Annotated in this window: 20 protein-coding genes and 1 other annotated feature; all 20 genes read left to right on the top strand. The window is 28.5% G+C overall.

The window, feature by feature from the left end; all coding sequences use genetic code 11:
• The first annotated feature begins 207 nt into the window (after positions 1–207).
• The 20 genes from IC214_RS06050 to IC214_RS05955 all read left to right on the top strand — a co-directional run bounded on the left by IC214_RS06050 (position 208) and on the right by IC214_RS05955 (position 23,143).
• Positions 208–1,344: an ABC transporter ATP-binding protein gene (locus IC214_RS06050; protein ID WP_227436734.1), complete on the top strand. Its 1,137-nt coding sequence runs from the start codon at positions 208–210 to the stop codon at positions 1,342–1,344.
• Positions 1,337–2,884 (top strand): glycine betaine ABC transporter substrate-binding protein, encoded by a 1,548-nt coding sequence (locus IC214_RS06045; protein ID WP_227866386.1) that lies wholly within the window; start codon positions 1,337–1,339, stop codon positions 2,882–2,884. Before IC214_RS06050 ends, IC214_RS06045 begins: the two co-directional genes overlap by 8 nt.
• Positions 2,885–3,137: 253 nt before the next feature.
• Positions 3,138–4,004 carry a cation diffusion facilitator family transporter gene (locus IC214_RS06040; protein ID WP_227436730.1) on the top strand — a complete coding sequence of 289 codons (867 nt, stop codon included), beginning with the start codon at positions 3,138–3,140 and terminating at the stop codon, positions 4,002–4,004.
• A 139-nt stretch (positions 4,005–4,143) separates the two neighbouring features.
• On the top strand, positions 4,144–5,286 hold the full coding sequence (locus IC214_RS06035; protein ID WP_227436728.1) for an aldo/keto reductase: 1,143 nt from the start codon (positions 4,144–4,146) through the stop codon (positions 5,284–5,286).
• A gap of 396 nt (positions 5,287–5,682) precedes the next feature.
• Positions 5,683–6,906 carry a DUF6080 domain-containing protein gene (locus IC214_RS06030; RefSeq protein ID WP_227436727.1) on the top strand — a complete coding sequence of 408 codons (1,224 nt, stop codon included), beginning with the start codon at positions 5,683–5,685 and terminating at the stop codon, positions 6,904–6,906.
• A gap of 28 nt (positions 6,907–6,934) precedes the next feature.
• The gene (locus IC214_RS06025; protein ID WP_227824770.1) at positions 6,935–7,822 is read left to right on the top strand and encodes a decaprenyl-phosphate phosphoribosyltransferase; all 888 of its coding nucleotides are present in this window, start codon (positions 6,935–6,937) and stop codon (positions 7,820–7,822) included.
• A 21-nt stretch (positions 7,823–7,843) separates the two neighbouring features.
• Positions 7,844–8,473 carry an HAD family hydrolase gene (locus IC214_RS06020; protein ID WP_227436722.1) on the top strand — a complete coding sequence of 210 codons (630 nt, stop codon included), beginning with the start codon at positions 7,844–7,846 and terminating at the stop codon, positions 8,471–8,473.
• 31 nt (positions 8,474–8,504) lie between these two features.
• Positions 8,505–8,942: a COG2426 family protein gene (locus tag IC214_RS06015; RefSeq protein WP_227436720.1), complete on the top strand. Its 438-nt coding sequence runs from the start codon at positions 8,505–8,507 to the stop codon at positions 8,940–8,942.
• 242 nt (positions 8,943–9,184) lie between these two features.
• Entirely contained in the window at positions 9,185–10,552 is a 1,368-nt protein-coding gene (locus tag IC214_RS06010) for an MATE family efflux transporter (protein WP_227436718.1), read from the top strand.
• Between the two features lie 212 nt (positions 10,553–10,764).
• Positions 10,765–12,030, top strand: coding sequence for a 30S ribosomal protein S1 (locus IC214_RS06005; protein WP_227436716.1), 1,266 nt, complete (start codon positions 10,765–10,767; stop codon positions 12,028–12,030).
• 118 nt (positions 12,031–12,148) lie between these two features.
• Complete coding sequence (locus tag IC214_RS06000; RefSeq protein ID WP_227436715.1) at positions 12,149–12,868, top strand: phosphatase; 720 nt, start codon at positions 12,149–12,151, stop codon at positions 12,866–12,868.
• Positions 12,869–12,888: 20 nt separating this feature from the next.
• Positions 12,889–13,335 carry a hypothetical protein gene (locus IC214_RS05995; protein ID WP_227436713.1) on the top strand — a complete coding sequence of 149 codons (447 nt, stop codon included), beginning with the start codon at positions 12,889–12,891 and terminating at the stop codon, positions 13,333–13,335.
• Between the two features lie 156 nt (positions 13,336–13,491).
• Positions 13,492–13,736: a binding site (T-box leader), on the top strand.
• A gap of 129 nt (positions 13,737–13,865) precedes the next feature.
• Positions 13,866–15,608 (top strand): 2-isopropylmalate synthase, encoded by a 1,743-nt coding sequence (leuA, locus tag IC214_RS05990; RefSeq protein ID WP_227866385.1) that lies wholly within the window; start codon positions 13,866–13,868, stop codon positions 15,606–15,608.
• Positions 15,565–16,842 (top strand): 3-isopropylmalate dehydratase large subunit, encoded by a 1,278-nt coding sequence (gene leuC / locus IC214_RS05985; protein ID WP_227436709.1) that lies wholly within the window; start codon positions 15,565–15,567, stop codon positions 16,840–16,842. Before leuA ends, leuC begins: the two co-directional genes overlap by 44 nt.
• A gap of 14 nt (positions 16,843–16,856) precedes the next feature.
• Positions 16,857–17,348, top strand: a complete 492-nt coding sequence (leuD, locus tag IC214_RS05980; RefSeq protein ID WP_227436706.1) for a 3-isopropylmalate dehydratase small subunit — start codon at positions 16,857–16,859, stop codon at positions 17,346–17,348.
• A 6-nt stretch (positions 17,349–17,354) separates the two neighbouring features.
• A complete protein-coding gene (gene leuB / locus IC214_RS05975) occupies positions 17,355–18,425 on the top strand; it encodes a 3-isopropylmalate dehydrogenase (protein ID WP_227866384.1) in 1,071 nt (356 codons plus the stop codon).
• A gap of 307 nt (positions 18,426–18,732) precedes the next feature.
• Positions 18,733–19,248, top strand: coding sequence for a PaaI family thioesterase (locus tag IC214_RS05970; protein ID WP_227436702.1), 516 nt, complete (start codon positions 18,733–18,735; stop codon positions 19,246–19,248).
• Between the two features lie 355 nt (positions 19,249–19,603).
• Positions 19,604–20,680, top strand: coding sequence for a pyridoxal-phosphate-dependent aminotransferase family protein (locus tag IC214_RS05965; protein WP_227436700.1), 1,077 nt, complete (start codon positions 19,604–19,606; stop codon positions 20,678–20,680).
• Between the two features lie 239 nt (positions 20,681–20,919).
• Positions 20,920–21,861, top strand: coding sequence for a D-2-hydroxyacid dehydrogenase (locus tag IC214_RS05960; protein ID WP_227824771.1), 942 nt, complete (start codon positions 20,920–20,922; stop codon positions 21,859–21,861).
• A gap of 31 nt (positions 21,862–21,892) precedes the next feature.
• Positions 21,893–23,143, top strand: coding sequence for a DUF1015 family protein (locus IC214_RS05955; RefSeq protein ID WP_227482941.1), 1,251 nt, complete (start codon positions 21,893–21,895; stop codon positions 23,141–23,143).
• Positions 23,144–23,646: the final 503 nt, after the last annotated feature.

The following is a 23,646-nucleotide window of genomic DNA, read 5'->3' as shown; positions in this document are numbered from 1 at the left end:
TTGTTTTATTAAGATTTTTTTATTTTTTTTTATATCTTTTAAATTTGAGTATTGTATACAAATACTTGATATTTATAGTAATGTTTACTAATATGTATTAACCCAAAAGTCGTACTTTGTTTACATAAAGGGGATATTGTGATATAATTATAAAAACAACTTATTGCGTTGGCAAGGGTTGCTTGTCGAAAGAGGGGATGATAAATTATGATAGAGATAAGAAACGTAACCAAGAAAATGGGAAATAATGTAATATTAGATGATATTTCTCTAGCTGTCGAAACAGGCACATTGGTAGTTTTAATTGGCTCAAGTGGTTGTGGGAAAACTACTACTTTGAAGCTTATAAACAAATTAATAAAACCTACATCTGGTGAAATATATATTAATGGTAAACCAATTTCTCAAGAAAATGAAATAGAACTTAGAAGGAAAATAGGATATGTTATACAGAACACAGGTCTATTTCCTCATCTTACAATAAAAGAGAATATAGAGTTAATTCCACGTTTAAAAAAGGAAAAGTCAGTTGAAGAAATTGAGGCAAGAACTTTACAATTACTTGAAATGGTAGGTCTTGATAGTGATGATTTTTTAAATAAGTATCCTTCAGAGCTTAGTGGGGGTCAACAGCAAAGAATTGGTGTTGCAAGAGCCATTGCAACTGATGCTGAAATAATATTAATGGATGAGCCTTTTAGTGCTTTAGACCCAATAACAAGAACATCTTTACAAGAACAATTATTTTCTCTTCAAGATGAACTGAAAAAAACTATAATATTTGTAACTCATGATATGGATGAAGCTTTAAAGATAGCTGATAAGATTTGTATTATGAAAGATGGAAGAATAGCGCAGTATGATACTCCAGAGAACATACTTAGAAATCCAGCAAATGATTTTGTAAAAGACTTTATTGGAGAAGATAGAGTTTGGGATAATCCAGAATATATAAAAGCAAAAGATATTATGATAAAAAATCCTATTGCTGTTAATTCAACAAGAACTGTAACTCAAGGTATAGAAATTATGAGAACGAGTAAGGTTGATAGTTTACTAATCATAGATAGAGCTAGAACACTAAAAGGTATTGTCACTGTAAAAGATATGAAAGACCGTCATGATAAATCGACATTGCTTGGTGATATTATGTCAAGAGAGCCTTTGCATGTAAATGAAGGTGATAATTTAGTAGAAATACTAAATATAATGAACTGTAATTCAGTTGGATATATTCCAGTTGTTTCAAGTGAAAATAAATTAGTAGGACTGATTACTAGAAGTAGTTTACTTTCTGTTTTAAGTGAGCAATTCCTAGAGATGGAGGTGAGTGTCCTTGGATAATTTTTTTAATTTTATACTATTGCAAAAAGATAAGATTATAGAGCTTTTGATACAACATATGAGCTTAACTGTTACATCTATTTTGATAGCTATACTAGTGGGTGTTCCTCTAGGAATAATTATTTCAAGAATACCATCTCTTAGAAAAATTGTGCTTGGATTTGTAAACTTAGTTCAAGCAGTTCCATCAATGGCACTTTTGGGTCTTCTTGTACCAGTACTTGGTATAGGAAGCAAACCAGCAATATTTATGGTAGTAGTATATTCATTATTACCAATTGTAAAGAACACGTATATAGGTATAACAAGTATTGACCCAGTAGTATTAGAATCGGCTAAAGGTATTGGTCTTACAAGAAACCAAACTTTATTTAAAATACAGTTTCCTTTAGCTTTGCCTATAATAATGGGTGGGGTTAGAATTTCTGCTGTTACAGCGGTTGGTCTTATGACTCTTGCAGCATTTATAGGTGCTGGTGGTCTGGGATATTTAGTATTTTCAGGTGTACAAACTGTAAATAACAATATGATTTTAGCAGGAGCAATTCCATCATGTATAATTGCATTGCTAGTTGATTATTTATTTAGTAAGATTGAAGTTGCAGTTACTCCAAAAGGCTTAAATCCAAAGGCTCCAAAGAAAAATTATATAGGGCTTAAAGTAGTATCTGCTATAATAATTATTGCAATGTTATTTGTTACTTTTGGTTCAAGTTTTTCAAGCAAAAAAGAGACAATAACTATAGGTTCAAAAGATTATACAGAACAACTTATTCTTGGTAATGTTTATGCTGAATTGATAGAGAAAAATACAGACCTTAATGTTAAAAAGAATTTAAATCTAGGTGGTTCATCTGTTGCATTTAATGCTATTAAATCTGGTGAACTTGATATGTATGTAGATTATACAGGTACACTTTTAGTAAATGTAATGAAGCATGCTCCAATTAAAGATGCTGATGAAGCATATAAAGTTGTTAAAGATACTATGGAAAAAGAGAATCAATTAACTTTACTTGACCCTATTGGATTTAACAATACTTATACATTAGCCATGATGCCTAAAACTGCTGAGAAATATGGAATAAACACTATTTCTGATTTAACTAAATATAGTAGTGACTTTACTTTCTCACCAACTTTAGAGTTTGAAAATAGAGAAGATGGTTTTGTAGGTATTTCTAGAGATTATGGTCTAAAATTCAAAGATGTAAAAGCTATGAATGGAAGTTTAAGATATACAGCTTTAGATAATAATGAATCTCAAGTTGTAGATGCGTTTTTAACTGATGGTCTTATTAAGAAGTTTAATCTTAAGATATTAGAAGATGACAAAAACTTCTTTGTTCCATATTATGCGGCTCCATTAGTGAGACAAGATACTCTTAAGAAATATCCTGAGTTAGAAAAAGTGATGAATATGCTTTCAGAAAAAATAAATGAAGAAACTATGAGAGAACTTAACTATCAAGTTGATGAGCTTGGAAAATCACCAGAAGAGGTTGCTCATTCATTCTTAGTTAAAGAAGGTTTAGTATAGAAAATTAATCGTTTATATTATGAACTTAAGTTATAGATAGTATTTTAAATACTATTTATAACTTATTTTTTTGTATACAAAACCTATATTATGATTTTTAATTCATAATTAATTTTTAAATTGAATGAACAAGTACAACCAACTTTGAATATAAATATAGTAAGTGTGCATATATACAATTTGCTTTATCTAGTCAATTGATATTGATACATAGTCTTTTTTCGATTAAGTCGAAGGGAGGAGGTATACAGTTATGGATAATTATAAAAAAGTGAAGCAAGTGTTATGGATAATTTTATTTGCCAATTTTGCTGTAGCATTATTAAAAATAATTATTGGTAATAAAATTAAAAGTTATAGTATGACAGCAGATGGGTTTCATTCTCTGTCAGATGGAGCATCTAATATAGTAGGATTAATAGGTATTTTTTTTGCATCTAAACCAAAAGATAAAGATCATCCTTATGGGCATAAAAAATTTGAAATTATAACCAGTTTATTTATTAGTGGTATGCTATTTGTTATAGCAGTTAAGATAATTCTTAGTTCTATATCAAGACTGGCAAACCCAGTTACACCTTCTATAACTATAGAAAGTTTAATTGCTCTAGTCATTACTCTTTTTATAAATATTTTTGTCTGTATATATGAGTATAGAGTTGGAACTAAACTGAATAGTTATGTCTTAATTTCAGACTCATTGCATACAAGAAGTGATATATTTGTGTCTTTAGGAGTATTGGTTACTTTAGTTGGTGTTAAGTTAGGATTTCCAGTAATAATAGAATCTGTAGTTCCTATTATTATTTCTGGGTTTATAATTTATTCAGCTTATGGAATATTTAAACCGTCTATTGGAATTTTAGTTGATAGAGTAGCTGTAGATGAAGAGTATATAAGGGAAATTGTATTTGAATTTAATGAAGTGAGAGATGTTCATAATATTAGAAGTAGAGGTAGTAAGAGTGTTATTTATATTGATATGCATGTAATGGTAGACCCATTTATAAGTGTAGAGCAATCACATGACTTAACACATAAAATTGAGAAACAAATACAAGAAGAAATTAATGAAAATGCTCAGGTAATAGTGCATATTGAACCTTTTTATAGCTTTTAATTTGATTATAAAGACATAAGTATAAAAATTTATAATTCATAAAAAAAATATTATACCATAAATATTTTCAGAAAATATTTATGGTATAATATTTTTTATAGAGAAATTAAGTCTTAATATACCTAAGGAGGAATTTATTATGAGATACGTTGAATATGGAAAGACTGGGAAAATGGTTTCGGTAGTTGGATATGGAGGATTAAGATTTGATTTAGAAAAAAATGACCAAGAAAATGCAGATTTAATTAAATATGCATATGAAAAGGGCATTAATTATTTTGATACAGCACCGGGGTATTGTGATGACAGAAGCGAAGATATATTTGGACTAGCCTTTAGACAAATGATAAAAGAAGGTAAAACAGACTTTTACGTATCTACAAAAGGAAAGCCAAAAGTATACGACACAGCAGAAAAAGCAATAGATGCTGTGAAAAAGTCAATAGAAAGATTGGGCGTATCTAAAATAAATTTCTATCATATATGGAATATTAGAAAGATGGAACATTATGAATTTGCAATGAGACCTGGAGGTCAGTATGAGGGTCTATTAAAATGTAAAGAAGAAGGATTGATAGACCACATAGTATTTTCATCTCATCAGCCAGGAGATGAGGTCATAAAGGTTCTTGATGAAAATAAGTTTGAAGGTGTTACTATGGGAATTAATATACTAAACTTTCCATATAGATTAAAAGGTGCTAAACATGCTATTGAAAATGGATATGGTGTTGTAGCTATGAATCCATTAAGTGGTGGAACTATTCCAAAGTACAATGAAGAGCTTTCTTTTCTAGCAAGAGAAGGTGAAAGTACTATAGAATCAGCCTTAAGATTTAACATAGGAATTCCACAAATAAATATATCGTTAATAGGAGTTAATAAAAAGCAGGATATAGATGATGCTTGTAAAATTGCAGATGAGCATAAAATATATTCAGATGAAGATATACATGATATTGAAACTAGATTAAGTAAAAATATGAATGAAATATGTACAGGTTGTGGATATTGTAAAGTATGTCCAAAAGATATAAACACTCCAGCATATATGCTTTTTTATAATGAAAAACAGATGTTTAAAAAGAGTGATGAAGAAATGACAAAATCGGTCTATGGGCTAGCACATTGGAATTATACAATGAATAGTAAAGCAAAAGCTAAAGAATGTATAGCTTGCGGAAAATGTGAAATTGAGTGTACTCAACATTTACCGATAATTGACAGATTAAGAGAAATTAAGCAATGGGAAGAACATGGAGTTAATAATGTCACAGTATAGTCAGTTTATATTGTACTTAAAATTTGTATAGTATTTAATAAGGTTTAATATATAAGGAGACAAATTATGATTTTGTCTCCTTATATATTATGCTTTAATTTATTATGGGTAAATTTTATCTATACTAACTGACAGTATCTATTTTCACATTGAATTATTCCAATATTTTACAATAAAATTACTTGCAAACTCTAATTTTATAAGCTTTCAATATATATTACACAAATAATTTTTATTTAATTATAGCTTTTAATAAAGTAAATATTGTGGTTGTAAATAAGGAATTATTCAATTACAATAAAACAAGTAAGGATATTATAAAAGTGATTATTATAATTAAAAGAATAAATTGTAGGTAGTAACAAATCCTATATAATGAATGGAGGGTGATATATATTGAAAAATAATATATTTAAATATAAAAATGAGATGTTTTTATTTATATTAGTCATAATAACTTATTTAATAATAACAATAGCATTCTTTTCTAAAACTACAATATTTTATGATTTGAACAACACTTATGATGTGTTATTAGATACAGATACAGGTGTACTATTCAATTTAAATGTATTTGCTATAAATCAAGACAATAGCAAGCACGTATTATTTTCAGCTATTATATCAATTTTTGCATATCCAATATATTTACTATGTACTTCGATAGCAAATCCAGGGACAACTGATTTTAATACTGCTTATGGATTTGGATTGATTTGTCTACAAATAGTAACTAGTGCTATATCTATAACTTTAGTTTTTAATCATATTAAAAAAATAAAAATGCAGAGGTTAACCTTAATTTTACTTACTATGATAATGATATTTTCTTTTCCACAACTATTTATGACCTTAAATGTAGAAAGATTTATATATAGTCAGTTTACATTAATATTTTTTATATTTATTGCAAATAAAATGAACGGAAAAAACTCTTATTTAGTAGAATTAGCAGCTATACCATTATTTGGAATAACTATTAGTAATATATATTTGTATTTGCTCAACATAATATTTGAATTTAAATTAAAAATAGGAAAAATATTAAAGCATTTAATTACATTTATTTTAATGGCATATATTTGTGTAGTTTCAACAAAATCTTATGAAAGTTTTATGAATCTTGGAAATGTAATACAATATGATACAAAGTTTATAAGTGGAGAGCCTATTTTAGAAAAAGTTGCAATGATTATAGAAAGATTATTGTATTCAGTTTTTTATTTTCCTGGAGCAGAGATTAAAAAAGGACTATTTTTACAAAATGGAGAAGTTGCAACGATACCAGTTATCCTTACTTTATTAGCATTTTGTTTTTGTGTTTTAGCTGTTATTGAGAACTCAGAAAAAAGAGTTCCTAAATTGTGTATGGGAATAATTTTATTTAATTTAGTTTTACATGGTATAATAGGGTACAATCTGACTAATTCAAGTATAATGACTATAAATTTTAGTTTTGCTGTTATAGTTTTGTTAGCTTACTTTACTAAAGCACTTAGAAAAAATGAAAAAAGTATGTACAATATATTTTTATCATTGTTGCTAGTCACTATAATAATTAGTAATATAAATGGATTTATAGAAATTTTAAATATTGGGATAAAATCATATCCTGTTTAAAAAATAATGTTGAAAGGGTAGTAAGTTTATGAAACAGACAAATACAATAATTAATCTTCTTACTAAAATTTCAGATTATATAAGATTAATGAGAATAAAGCAGTATATAAAGAATTTATTTATATTTGCTGCTATAATATTTTCAAACAATATACTAAATATAAGTCTATTGTTAAATACATTTATAGCTTTTGTGTGTTTTTGTTTGATATCATCATCAGCATATGCATTAAATGATGCTATAGATATGGATAAAGATAAAAGACATCCTAAAAAACGTAATAGACCAGTAGCAAGTGGAAGAATAAGTAAAAGAAGTGCGAATATATTATTTGTTGTTTTAGCTTTAATTTCAATTTGCTTGTCAACGGTTATTAATTTTAAATTAACTATAATTCTCATTTTATATTTGATAAATAATATATTATATTCTCTTAAGTTAAAGAATATAATTCTATTAGATGTGTTTTCTATATCTCTTGGTTTTATACTTAGAGTTTATGCAGGATGCGTAGCTATAGATGTTAGATTATCAAACTGGATAATATTATGTACATTTTTTTTATCTCTGTATTTAGCTCTTGGAAAGCGCAAAAAAGAAATCATAATTTTAAAAGATAATGCAGTTGAGCATAGAAAAATACTAGAAGATTATGATATAGAAAATTTAAATCAAATGATGATAGTTATACTAAGTTCTACAATTGTATGCTATGCATTATATTCTACAAGTAATCCAGAAAAACCAGATATGATATTTACAACAATATTTGTAGTTTATGGTGTACTTAGATATAATTATATAATTAACAAAACAAATGAAGGAAATCCTACTGACATTATACTAAAAGATAATGCTTTAAAAATAAACGTAATCTTATGGGTAATTACATGTTTAATAATATTAATTTTTTAGTGATAGGATGGGAAAATACTTATGAAAAAAAGTGTATTATTGCTCGATATAGATTATACTGTTATAAATACTGATAGTATGGTAGACTTTTTTATTTATTCTTTAAAAAATAAAACACTTAAGACTATTATAAAATTGCCATACATAATTTTTACTCTAATGATGTATTTGGTTAAAATAGTACCTTTGAAAAAAGCAAAAGAGGCAATCTTTTATCCAATAGTAGATTTTAGCGAAGACGAGTTAAAAGATTTTTTTGATAGTTGTATAATGAAAAAAATTAATGAGTCTATAAAAAAAGTAATTTATAAAAACAAAGAAGAGCATAATGTTGTAATTATGATAACTGCATCTCCATATGCATATATGAAGTACTTTAAGTATTATGATTTCGCAGATGAGGTTATAGGCACTGAGCTATTTTGTGAAAATTCAAGATACAAAAACCAATTCATTGGCGAAAACTGCAAGGGAATTGAAAAAATACAGAGAATAAATACTGTATTAGATAAACTTGGAATTGAGATTGATTATGAAAATTCATATGCATATTCAGACTCTAAAAGTGATTTACCTATGCTTTCCTTAGCTAAAAATGCATTTTTGGTTAATAAGAAAAATGGTGAGGTTATAGAACAAATAAATTCATAGCTTTATATCACTTAGAATAGGAGGGGATAGTTTGGGATATTTGCACATATTAATTTTGTCTATGGTTCCTGTAACAGAGTTAAGAGGAGCCATTCCTATAGGTATTGCAATGGGCTTAAATCCTATATGGGTTTATGTATTTAGTGTGATTGGTTCTACATTAGTATCAATTCCTTTGATATTGACATTTAGACATATATTGCAATTTTTGAAAGGTAAAAAGTTATTTAAGGGACTTGCTAACACAATTGATAAAAAAATAAATTCAAGAATGAAGAAATTAAAAAGCGTTTCAATAATAGGTATAATACTATTTGTAGGCATACCACTTCCAACAACAGGAACATGGACTGCGTCTGCGATAGCCTCAATACTAAAAATGAGAATAAAAGATGCTTTTATAGGAGTATTTTTAGGAAATTTATTGTCTGGAGTCATAGTGTCAGCCCTTTCTCTACATATAATATAAAACTATCCAAATATACTATTGGATAGTTTTTTTATGAAAATATGTGAAAAATATTTTTTATTTAGACAAAATATTTAAATTCATTTGGTCTTAAAATGTTTACTATCATAAAAGAAATATAGTATAGTAGTATTTATGAGGAAATTAATTTAAACTTGCCTATCAATAAAATAAAGTTTTTATATAAAATGTATTTTTAATAGTAATAGATTTAAACATTAAATTATTAAGGAGGTTTTAAGATGGAAAATTCAAATACTGATTTAGGTCGTGAGAATGTAGGCAAATTGCTTTTTAAATTGGCTACACCAGCTATTATTGCACAAATTGTGAATGTTTTGTACAACATAGTAGATAGAATCTTTATTGGTAGAATGGAAAGTGGCGAAGTTGCTATGGCAGGTGTTGGAGTAGCATTTCCTATAATAATTATAATAACTTCATGTAGTTATTTAATTGGTATGGGGGGAGGACCTTTAGCTGCTATAAAAATGGGGGAACAAGATAATGATGGGGCAGAGAAAATAATGAGTAATAGTTTTTCTGTATTAGTTATTTTGGCGATACTATTGACTATAGGTTTTCAGATTGGAAAAGAACCCTTACTTTGGCTATTTGGAGCAAGCGAATCTACAATTGGATATTCAATGGATTATTTGAATATTTATTTAATAGGGACAGTATTTGTTCAAATTTCACTAGGTATGAATACCTTTATAAATACTCAAGGATTTGCGACAACTGGTATGATTACGGTTGCTATAGGAGCTTTGATAAACATAATACTAGACCCAATTTTTATATTTGGATTTGGTATGGGGGTAAAAGGAGCTGCATTAGCCACTATAATTGCACAAGGAGTTTCTGCTATTTGGGTATTGGTATTTCTATTTGGAAAGAAAAGTATACTTAAGATAAAAAAGAAATACATGATGCCTAAAGCAAGTATTATTTTGCCAGTATTAGGTCTGGGAATTTCTCCATTTATAATGCAATCTACAGAAAGTTTAGTGCTTATAGCCCTAAATAGCAAATTACAGATGTATGGAGGAGATTTAGCAGTAGGTTCAATGGCAATAATGAGTAGTATAATGCAAATTCTTATGCTTCCTAACATGGGATTTACACAAGGGGCACAACCAATAATAAGTTACAATTATGGTTCAGGACAGATTGACAGAGTAAAAAAGACTTTTAAGTTATGTTTATTGTCATGTTTTACATACTCTGCAATTTTGTGGATTTTACTTATGATATTCCCTACGTTCTTTGTAAGTATATTTAACAAAAACCCACAATTACTTAGTATGACTAGTTGGAGTATAAAAATATATTTTGCTGGCTCTTTTATGTTTGGAATACAATTAGCTTGCCAGCAGACATTTTTAGCGCTTGGAAAAGCAAAAATATCTTTAATTTTAGCTCTTCTTAGAAAAGTTGTACTTTTGATACCTTTAATATTTATACTTCCAATGTTTTTTGATGAAAAACTTTTTGCTGTACTTTTAGCAGAGCCAATTGCAGATATAACAGCAGCCACTATTACAGCAATTTGTTTCTTTGTGTTTTATAAATGTTCTCTATCAAAACCTAAAGTAATAGAGGAGTAAAATATAAATAGTAGAAAGTTTTTAGGAGCATATATTATTAGTTAAAAATTAAAATTTGTATTTTAATTTAAGAAGATATTTTTTATAATTTACAAAGATACAAACTAGAATTAAAATTTAAAATTATAGTAAGAAAAATGTAAGTATTTGCAATATTAATGGTATAATATTTACAGATATGATAATCAATAAGAGGAAAGGATGTTTATATAATGGAAAATGATTTAACAATGCAAGAGCTACTTGAGCAACAAGAGCAAGTGTTCAGCAAAGTGAAAGTTGGGGAATTGATAACTGGAAAAATAACTGCAGTGAGAAATGATGAAGTACAACTAGAATTAGGTTATGGGTTTGATGGAATAATACCTATAAGTGAATTAAACATAGAAAAAAATCAATCTATAGAAGAGTTATATCATATAAATGATGAAATAACTGCTATAATAACAAAAGTATCTCAAAAAGATGGAACAATAACTTTATCTAAGTTACAATTAGATAGAAAAAATGATTTTGCTGATTTACACAAAGCTTATGATGAACATAGAATAATAACTGTAAACGTTGAAAAAAATATAGAAAAAGGTGTATTTGCTAATTACAATACATATACATTTTTTATACCAATTTCTCAGCTTGACACAAAGTTTATTACAGATACGTCTAAATTTGTTGGTCGTAACTTAGAAGTATATATAAAAGAAATGGATGCTAGAAAAAATAGATTTGTAGCATCTCATAGAGACGTATTACAAGAACGTATAAATAAAGAGAGAGAAGAAAGAAGAGTTCAAATTAAGGCAGAAAAGGAAGCCGAAAGAGCTAGAATAAAACATGAAAGAGAAGAAGAAAAAGCTCGTATTAAATTAGCTAAAGAAGAATTGTTTAATTCCCTTGAAGTTGGTCAGAAAAGAGATGGTAAAGTAACAAAGATAATGTCTTATGGTGCATTCATAGATATTGGTGGAATTGAAGGATTAGCACATATAAATAACCTATCTTGGACAAGAGTTGAAAGTGTGGAAGATGTTGTCTCTGAAGGTCAAGAAGTGGAAGTTTATGTATTAGATGTAAATCAAGAAACTAAAAAAATTGCACTAGCATTAAAAGATATAAACAATGACCCATGGGATTTAATAGCAAAAGAATTACAAGTTGATGATGTTGTTAATGCTAAAGTTCTTAGAATTATAGAAAAGGGAGCATTTGTTCAAATCGAAGAAGGTGTAGATGCTTATTTACCAATTTCTGAATTGAGTGATACTAGAGTAGCTAAAGTTACTAATGTTGTTAATATTGGAGACGAAATTAAAGTTAAAATTCTTGATTTTAAACCAAAAACTAAGAGAATGTTAGTTTCGATAAAAGAAGCAACTAGAGAGCCAGAAGAGGATATAACAGAGTTTTTAGAAGTAGAAGAATCTCTAGGAAGTATTGGAGAATTATTTAAAGATAAATTTAAAGACTTAGAAATATAAAATAATCAAAAAGGGGGGCTGTTTTAAAACATTACTCTGTCTATTTTGACAGCTTTAGTTTTAAAATAGCCCTTCAACTATCTATAAAAATTTATATACAGTATTAGGAGGAAAATTAATGAAAAAAGCTATTATAGATGTACATTGTCATACTTTAATAAGTGGACATGCACATAGTACTTTTAAAGAAAATGTTGAAGAAGCAATTCAAAAAAATATAAAATATTTAGGCATATCAGACCATGGTCCTAATATGCCAGGAGGACCACATCCATTTTACTTCTATAATTTACATCTACTTCCACGCCAAATACAAGATTTAAAAATTCTTAGAGGTATAGAAGGAAATATCATGGATTATGATGGAAACTTAGATGTTCCAGAAGATATGCTACAACATTTAGATTATATAATTGCAAGTTTGCATAGACCTTGTATAGTTTCAGGTACAAAAGAAGAAAATACAAATGCTATTTTAAAAGTGATGGATAAACCTAGAGTAAAGATAATTGGGCATCCAGATGATAGTAGATATCCTTTAGATTATGAGTCTATAGTAAAAAAAGCAAAGGATAAAAATATTCTTTTAGAAATAAATAACTCTTCATTAAGTTCAAATTCTCATAGAACTGGAACTTGGGAAAATGCAAGTGAAATGTTACTATTATGTAAACAATATGGTGTAAGAGTTATTCTTGGTACAGATTCGCATATATGTTACTCTATAGGTGAATTTGAAAGTGCAGAGAAAGTTTTAAAATCAGTGGATTTTCCAGAAGAACTAGTAATAAATTATCATGAAGATGAAATTGTAGAGTTTTTTAATATAAATTTTTAGAATTTTAGGAGTGAGAAAATTTGAGTAAAAATAAGTTTATCTACATGAATTATTATGACAATGGTTATTTCAAAAAGGGAATGGTTATAAATATGGTTTTAGCTCTTATAATTTTGGCCACAATTTTTATATACTCAACAACATTTTTATATCTTTTATGTATAATAACAGCGGTTTTTCTTTTTAAGCAAGGTCGTGATTTTTCAAATAGATATAAGGGAAAAGTATATCTTACTCTTGATAATCATTCAATATCAATAAATAATCAATGTATTTTCAGTATAAAAGCTAGAAAAAATCAAAAATTTAACTATAAAGTAATAGAAAAAACAGAAGTAACAAAAAATATATTAAATATATGTGCTGATAATTTTAATTACAAAATTAGATTAAATGCATTGAGTTTGGAAGATGAAAAAAAATTATTGAGTACAATAGATGAAAAGATAAAAAAATTTAAGGGGTAATATCATACTATTTTCAATAGTTAGCATGATTTAGAATATTATCTGACAAAAATAAATAATAAAAAAATACAGATAATTATTTTTTTATGTTGACAATACATTTTAATGTGTATATAATAACTATTAAATCAAAATATTTAGAAAATTTAAATGATTTTAAAAGCGATGAATAGAAGTAGTAAGAATCATGAAACTTCCAGAGAGCTAAAGTATGGTGTGATTTAGCAGTTGATAATTCTGAACTTGTCTAGGAGCTGTTTCCTGAGTTGTGTAACTTAGGATAACCGTATTTCCACGTTATAGGAAAAATAGCTATTATAATAATTAGTAGTAGCTATTACTAAGGGAGCTTTTTAAAAAGCTAAATAGAGTGGTACCGCGAGCAAAACCTCGTCTCTAGTTTTACTAGAGATGGGGTTATTTTTATTCTAATGATGAATCTAACATTTGTACTTATGAATTGAAAAGGGGTAGAATTGCGTCGATATAAGGTATACTGAATACAAAAAACAGAAAAGGGGGAAAATAACATGAAATATGGAAAATATAAAAAATATAATAGAATGAAAATGGTAAATCGTAAATGGCCAGATAACGAAATAACAAAAGCTCCATTTTGGTGTAGTGTCGATTTAAGAGATGGAAATCAATCACTGCCAACACCTATGAATGTAGAAGAAAAAGTCAGAATGTTCCGAATGCTTTTGGATACAGGGTTTAAAGAAATAGAAGTAGGCTTTCCATCAGCATCAAATACAGAGTATACATTTTTAAGAAAGCTAATAGATGAAAATATGATTCCAGATGATGTAACTATACAAGTACTTACACAATCTAGAGCTCATCTTATAGAAAAAACATTTGAATCAGTAAAAGGATGTAAGAAAGCAATAATACATTTATATAATTCTACATCTGTTCTTCAAAGAGAAGTGGTTTTTAATATGAGTAAACAAGAAATCATAGATATAGCAGTTGAGGGAGCAAGATTATTCAATGAAGAAGCAAAGAAATATCCTGAAACAGAGTTTATTTTTGAATACTCACCTGAAAGTTTCACAGGTACAGAAATGGATTATGCACTTGAGATATGTGAGGCAGTTATAGATGTGTGGAAACCAACGCCACAAAAGAAAGTTATAATAAATCTTCCATCAACAGTAGAAATGGCAACACCAAATATATATGCAGACCAAATAGAATGGTTTTGTGAAAATATAAGCTGTAGAGATTCTATTATAATGAGTTTACACACTCATAATGATAGGGGAACTTGTACAGCAGCAAGTGAACTTGGATTATTAGCTGGAGCAGATAGACTTGAAGGTACATTATTTGGAAATGGTGAAAGAACTGGTAATATGGACATAGTAAATGTGGGTCTTAATCTTTATACACAAGGAATAAACCCAGAACTAGACTTTAGTAATATTGATAAAATGATAGAAATATATGAAGATTGTACAAAACTTACAGTACATGATAGACATCCATATGCAGGAAATCTTGTACATTGTGCCTTTTCAGGTTCTCACCAGGATGCTATTAGAAAAGGTATGATAGCAATTAGCAATAGAAATGATGGTTGTTGGGAAGTTCCATATTTACCAATAGACCCTCATGATATAGGAAGAGAATACAAAGAAATCATTAGAATAAACAGCCAATCTGGAAAAGGTGGAGCTGTTTATATAATGGAAACAGATTATGGTTTCATGATACCTAAAAATATGCATGCTGATTTTGGAAATGTGGTTAAAATGGAATCTGATAGAATAGGAGCGGAACTTAGCAGTGAGTCAATATTTAACTTATTCAAGAAGGAATATATTGATGTTGAGAGTCCATATAAAGTTAAGAAATATAAGATAAAATCAATGGATGAGATAAACTATGAAAGTGATGATTCTGATGATACTAATATGATTGAGATGACTGCAAGAGTAACTTATATGGGTAATGAACAAAGGATTGTTGGAATAGGAAATGGGCCAGTAGATTCATTTAATAATGCATTAAAACAATGTGGAATGAAAGATTATAAATTTAGATATTATTGGGAACATGCATTAGAGGAAGGTTCACATTCAAGAGGTGTGGCCTATGTGGGAATAGAACATAATGATAAAGTTTATTTTGGGGTAAGCATATCAGAAAATATAAATACAGCAGCTATTAATGCTCTTATGAATGCAATAAATAAAAGTTATATTGAGGAGGAAGCAGAAAATGGGGATGACTATGACGCAGAAAATCTTAGCGAAACATGCTAATTTAAATGAGGTTAAGAAAGGACAATTGATTGAAGCAAACTTAGATATAGTTTTAGGCAATGATATAACATCACCAGTAGCTATTAGAGAATTTGAAAAGTTAGGAATTGAGGATGTTTATGATAAATCTAAAGTGGCAATAGTTTTGGACCATTTTACACCTAATAAAGATATAAAGAGTGCAGAGCAGTGTAAGTTTACAAGAAGTTTTGCAAAATCCAAAGGAGTGGTCAATTTCTTTGATGTAGGGGATATGGGAATAGAACATGTTCTTCTTCCTGAAAAAGGTATAGTAACAGCAGGAGATGTAGTAATAGGTGCCGATTCTCATACTTGCACATATGGAGCATTAGGCGCTTTTTCCACTGGCGTAGGTTCAACTGATATGGGAGCTGGCATGGCTACAGGAAAATGTTGGTTTAAGGTACCTGGTGCAATAAAATTTGTCCTAAAGAATAAGCCAAATAAATGGATAACTGGAAAAGATGTGATACTTCATATAATAGGGAAGATAGGTGTTGATGGGGCACTTTACAAATCAATGGAATTTTGTGGAGATGGAGTAAGTAATCTATCTATGGATGATAGATTTACTATTTGTAATATGGCAATAGAAGCAGGGGCTAAAAATGGAATTTTTCCAGTAGATGATAAAACTATAGAATATATAAATTCACATAAGTGTACAACAACAGAAAAAGTTGTAAATGTATACGAAGCAGATGAAGATGCAATTTATGATGAAGTATATGAAATTGACTTAGCTACATTAAAAGAAACAGTAGCTTTTCCACACCTTCCTGAAAATACTAAAACAGTAGATGAGATTGATAACGATATAAAGATAGACCAAGTTGTAATAGGCTCTTGTACAAATGGAAGAATATCAGACCTTGAAGTTGCAGCTGAAATCATGAAAGGTAAAAAAGTTGCAGATGGGGTTAGAGTGATGATATTTCCTGGAACTCAAAAAGTATATCTTGAAGCAATAGAAAAAGGATATATTACTATCTTTATAGAAGCAGGAGCAGCTGTTTCTACACCAACATGTGGACCATGTCTTGGAGGTCATATGGGTATACTTGCAGCAGGAGAAAGGTCAGTTTCAACAACAAATAGGAACTTTGTAGGAAGAATGGGTCATGTTGATTCAGAAGTCTATCTTGCCAGTCCAGCTGTAGCAGCAGCATCAGCTATAACTGGAAAAATATCAAAACCATCAGAAATAATTTAAGGGAGGTAAAGTTTATGATTGCTAATGGAAGAGTTTTTAAATTTGGTGATAATATAGATACAGATGTAATAATACCAGCTAGATATTTAAATATAGCTGATTATAAGGAACTATCAACACACTGTATGGAAGATATTGATGATAAGTTTGTATCTAAAGTAAAGGCAGGAGATATTATAGTTGCAACTAAAAATTTTGGATGTGGTTCATCAAGAGAACATGCTCCAATCGTAATAAAAGAAAGTGGAGTATCCTGTGTAATTGCATCAACTTTTGCTAGAATATTTTTTAGAAATTCTATAAATATAGGGCTTCCAATACTTGAATGTGAGGAAGCAGCTAATAGCATAGAAGAAGGTGATACTATAGAAGTGGATTTTTCAACAGGTGTAATAAAAAACATAACAAAAGGAACAAAATATAAGGCTGAACCATTTCCTGAGTTTATGCAAAATATCATAACAAATGAAGGTTTAATTAACTCAATAAAGGTAAACAGGGGGTAATGGTGTATGAATTGTAAAGTAGCAGTCATAAAAGGTGATGGTGTTGGGCCAGAAATTATAAAAGAAGGTATAAAGGTCTTAAATAAAATTTGTTATAAATTTAATCATAAATTTGATTGTGAATATGTATTGGCTGGAGGATGTGCAATTGATGAAACTGGAGAACCTCTACCTGATAAAACTGTTGAAAAATGTCGAAAAAACGAGGCAGTATTACTTGGAGCTGTTGGGGGTCCAAAGTGGGATAAATGTAAAGGGGATGCAAGACCAGAAGCAGGTCTTTTGAAATTGAGAGAATCCTTAGGCTTATTTGCAAATTTGAGACCAGCAACTATATATGAAAGTATAAAGGAATCTTCACCACTTAGAGCAGATATAGTAGAAAAAGGCATTGATTTTGTTGTTGTGAGGGAGTTAACAGGGGGCATTTATTTTGGAGAACGTGGAAGAAAGATTATTGATGGTGTTGAAGAGGCTTATGATGTAGAGGTATACAATGAAAATGAAATAAGAAGAATTGGAAGAAGGGCTTTTGAAATCGCTAGAGATAGAAAGAAGAAGCTTGTCAGTATAGATAAAGCAAATGTGCTTGAAAGTTCAAGACTTTGGAGAGGTATTATGGAGAACTTAGCTAAAGAATTTGATGATGTAGAGCTATCACATATGTATGTTGATAATGCTGCTATGCAAGTTGTGAAAGACCCTAGCCAATTTGATGTAATAGTGACTAATAACATCTTTGGAGATATAATATCTGACGAAGCATCCATGGTTACAGGTTCTATAGGTATGTTACCATCTGCATCACTTCGAGAAGATAGCTTTGGAATGTATGAACCAATACATGGGAGTGCTCCTGATATAGCTGGAAAAGATATTGTAAATCCAATTGCAACTATTTTATCTGTCGCAATGATGTTAAGACATAGCTTTAATCTAGAAGATGAAGCTAAATGCATTGAAGATGCAGTACAAAATGTACTTAGAAAAGGATACAGAACTAGTGATATATATAATAGTATAGGAACTGTTGTTGGTACAAAGAAAATGGGAGAATTAATAGTAAATGAAATTTAGAATTATAGTTTAATTTATATAATACGATTTGGTCATATAATGGGGGGCATTAGTAAAAAATTTATTGTGAAATAGTTTTATATTTGGGGTAGAAGAGATATTTTATTTTTAAAGCACAACATGATTTTAGGTAATTTTAATTACATAAAATCACGTTGTGCTTTTTTATAAAATAACACTTTGGATTAAGATTTTAATGCTGAAATAGCCTATTTTTGTTTATTAGAAATTTGCAGGGATTTAATTAATATTATATAATATATTTTAGTATTATGAATATTAAGTGACTGTCAATATTAGTTAGGAGATGGAGTTTTTGGGAAAATATAAGGTTTTAAAAAAGCAAAACAGTAGTAAATCTTGTTTAGTTTGTGGAACGCAAAATGAATTAGGATTAAAAGCAGATTTTTATGAACTTGAAAATGGAGAACTTGTATCAATTTGTAATACAAAAGATTGGCATCAGAGTTATCCAGGAAGAGTTCATGGAGGTATGTCTGCTGCAATATTAGATGAGACTATTGGAAGAGCTGTAAGTATAAATGATGACCAAATATGGGGGGTTACAGTATCTTTGGAATTGAAATATAAAAAGCCAGTACCAACAGATGCTACTATAAAAGTAGTTGGAAGGATAACTAAAGAAAATAGAAAATTATTTGAAGGTACAGGAGAAATAATTTTGCCAAATGGAGAGATAGCAGTAACAGCAACTGGAAAATATATGAAGATGCCTATTGGTCAAATAGCAGAAGGTGATTTTTCTGATGAAGAATGGTTCTTTGCTGAATCAGAAGAAAAAGTTGAATATATTGAGATTTAAGTGATTACATATTTGCTATGTAAAATGATGTGTAAAAAAATATAAAATTGAAAAACATAAGATAAAAATAACTTAGCTATACTTAAAAAAAATTCTTATAATAGCATTAAATTTACACGTTAAAAAAAATAATTTATATATTTAAAAAGTGTATTTTTTTTATAGGTAAAATTCAGAAAATTCAAACTAATGATGAGGTTTAAAATGGATGATTTCACAAAATATAGAAAATAAATTATATATAAAATATAATTTTTATGTTGACATACTTAATTTAGCTTGATATTATAGATATTAAAAATAAGGACAGTAAACACACTATCCATATTACAAACTAAAAAAGGAGGGAATTATAATGAGTAAGAAATTATTTATTCCTGGTCCTATTGATGTTAGAGCAGAAGTCTTGGAAAAGATGGCTACACCAATGATAGGACATAGAGGGAAAGATGCATCTATACTTCAAAAAAGTATAAGTGAAAAAATGCAAAAACTATTCTATACCAACAACACGATACTTTTATCCACGTCGTCCGGAACTGGTTTAATGGAAGGCTCCATTCGTTCCTGTACATCCAAAAAGGCAGCAGTATTTTCCTGTGGGTCCTTTGGTGATAGATGGTACAAAATGGCAGTGGCTAATAATGTCCCAGCGGATATATTTAAAGTTGAATTAGGAGAGGCAACAACACCAGAAATGGTTGATAAGGTGCTTTCTACCGGAGAATATGATTTAATAACCGTAACTCACAATGAAACTTCAACTGGAATAAGAAATCCAATAGAAGAAATTGGAGAAGTTGTTAAAAAATATAAAGATGTGGTCTACTGTGTAGACACTGTAAGTTCAGCCGGTGGAATAAAAGTCGAGGTTGATAAGATTGGAATAGATATTTGTATAACATCATTACAAAAAGCACTGGGATTACCACCAGGAATGTCTATTTGCACATTTTCTCAAAAAGCAATCGATAGAGCTAAGCAAGTACCTTTTAGAGGAGTTTATTTTGATTTGTTAGAAATGTATGAATACTTAATCAAGAAAAACTACCAATACCCTTCAACACCATCTCTTTCTCACATGTTCGCTTTAGATTTCCAATTAGATAATATATTAGATGAAGGCCTAGATAATAGATTCAAACGACATGAAGACATGGCAAACTTAGTTAGAATCTGGGCTAAAAAACACTTCCAAATTTTTACCAATGAAAATCACTTATCCAATACACTTACTGTTATAGAAAATACTCAAGGTATTAGTGTATCAAATTTAAATTCAAAATTACAAGAACGAGGATTCCAAATAGCAAATGGCTATGGCAATTTAAAAGAAAAAACTTTTAGAATTTCACATATGGGTGACTATACTGTCGAAGATGTACAAGAATTATTAGATAATATTGATGATATATTAGGTTTTAATAAGTAATATTACAAAATTATGTGTATTTTAAGTTAAATTTAAAATATATAAAATAAAATGTGTTTTATGAAAATTACATATTAAATTTTTAACAAACATTAATGAAATTTGATATGACTTTAATAAAAAATATTTTGAAAATTATATAAATAGAAAGTGTAATTAAATAAAGTTTTTTAGTGATGAAAATACTTTAAAAAATAAAAATTGGAAAAATTAAGTGAATATAATTGGAGGAGTTTGTTATGTATAATATATTAATTACTGATGGAATAGAGAAAGATGCAGCGAGAAAATTGAGAGAGTTAAATTTTAATGTGATAGAAGAGTTTTATGAAAAAGATGTTTTAGGAGATAAACTTAAAGATGTTGATGTGCTTGTAGTACGTTCAGCTACTAAGGTTACTAAGGATGTAATAGACAAAGCATTAGAAGGTAAAAAGTTAAAATTGATAGTAAGAGGTGGGGTAGGATTAGACAATATAGATGTTAAATATGCAGAAGCTAATGGAATAAAAGTCATGAATACTCCAAATGCAAGCAGTATATCTGTTGCAGAACTTACAATAGGTCAATTATTTGTACTTGCAAGATTCATAAATACTGCAAATGTAACTATGAGAGATGGAAAATGGGAAAAGAAAAAATACAAAGGTACAGAAATTAATGGAAAAACATTAGGACTTATAGGTTTTGGAAGAATTGCAAAAGAAGTTGCAAAGAGGGCAGAACTATTAGGAATGAATGTCATATATACTGATATAATGGGTGAAGCACAAGGCTTTAACAAATATAGATTCTGTGATATGGAAGAAGTTTTACAAAAAGCAGATTTCTTATCTTTACACATACCTTTTGATAAGAATAAGGGGGCAGTAATAACTGAAAAAGAAATAAATAAGATGAAAAATGGAGCTTATTTAATAAACTGTGCAAGAGGCGGTTTGGTGGACGAAAAAGATTTACTAAAAGCATTAGATGAGGGTAAATTATCAGCAGCAGCTATAGATGTTTATGAGCAAGAACCTACATTAAATCTAGATTTAGTAAATCACCCAAGAGTTTCTCCTACACCTCATATTGGTGCATCTACAGTAGAGGCTCAAGAAAGAATTGGAGAAGAAATTGTAAATGTGATTCAAGACTACTTTCTTGACTTCAACAATCTAATAGGGGTAGCATTATAAAATATTTTATACAATTAGGAGGAATTTAGTAATGGCAACGATTAAACCATTTAAGGCGATTAGACCAAATAAATATATAGTAGATAAAGTAGCAGCACTTCCTTACGATGTTATGAATAGTGAAGAAGCTAGAGAAATTGCAAAAGGGAATCCATATTCATTTTTGCATATAGATAAATCAGAAATTGATTTAGATGAAAATATAAATTTATATGATGAAAAAGTTTATTTAAAAGCACGAGAAAATTTGGACGAATTTCGAAAACAAGAAATTCTAGTAAAAGAGGAAAAAGATTGTATATATATATACAAACAAGTTATGGATGGCAGAGCTCAAGTTGGTATAGTTGCATGTATTTCAGTTGATGAAAGCTTAGATGGAACAATAAAAAAACATGAGTACACTAGACCAGAAAAGGAAGTTGATAGAACTAATCATATAAAATACTGTGATGCTAATACGGGAACTATACTTGTAACTTACAAACATCAAAGATTAATAGATGATATGATAAATGATTTTATGGATAATCATGAGCCTTTATATGATTTTATAACAGATGACAAGATAGAGCATACAGTGTGGAAGATTGATAATGATGATATAATATGTAATTTAGTAAATGCATTTGGAAAATTAGATTATTTATATATTGCAGATGGTCATCATAGAACAGCTTCAGCAGAAAATGTAGCTAAAGAAATGAGAGCTAAAAATCCAAACTATACTGGAAAAGAAGAATTTAATTATTTTATAGCAATGATTGCACCAGATGAAAATCTAATGGTTTTAGATTATAATAGAGTTATCAAAGACTTAAATGGTTTAAATGAAGAAGAATTTATAAATAAAATAAAAGAAAATTTTGATGTAGAACAAATGAAAGGTAAAGAAAAATATAAACCTGACAAAAAAGGAACTTTCGGAATGTATCTAGGTGATAAATGGTACAAAATGAAGGCAAATAAGAATTTATTAGACATAGAAGACCCAGTTGACTCATTAGATATTTCTATACTACAAAATTATGTGATTGATGCTATTTTAGGAATTGAAAATCCTAGAGTAGATAAAAGAATTGATTTTATTGGTGGAATTAGAGGTATTGAGGAATTAGAAAGAAGAGTTAATGAAGATATGAAGGTAGCGTTTGCAATGTATCCTACTAGTATTGAGGATTTAATAAAAGTAGCAGATGCAGGCAAGATAATGCCAGCTAAGTCAACATGGTTTGAACCTAAGGTAAGATGTGGGCTATTCTTACACGAAATAAATGAATAATTAATAAAATTAAAGGCTAAAAAGTAAACTCTACTACTTTTTAGCCTTTAATTTTTAATTAAAAATAATAGTATAGTAATTTTAAATTATAAGAGATAGTTTTTCTAAAAAGCTATCTTTTTTTTAGATTTTTATATGGTAAAAATTTACATTTAACAGAAATAGAGTAATATTGTATGTTATAATTTAGAATGGAAATTTATATAAACAGTATTTATAATAAGCGTTAAAAGATATTTGTTATTAGTATAGACTATATTGTTATATGAGCAAAATTAGAAAAATAAAAGGATATTAAAGTGACATGCTAGAATTATTATTCGGAAACTAAGTTTCAAGGATGAGTATGAAGCTTATAATTATTTTATAGTGTTGAAGCTTAAGAAAATGGTAATTCAATCTGGAAATAGGATTGATTATATAAAAAGTATAGTGATTAATTAGAAAAATAATGAATAATAATTAGTATATACTATGTTATTAAGCCTTATTAAAATCAAAAG

Source organism: Clostridioides sp. ES-S-0190-01 (genome assembly GCF_020658275.1).
Lineage (GTDB): Bacteria > Bacillota > Clostridia > Peptostreptococcales > Peptostreptococcaceae > Clostridioides.
Note: the sequence above shows the minus strand (reverse complement) of the source record. Positions and strands in the feature narration are given on the sequence as shown.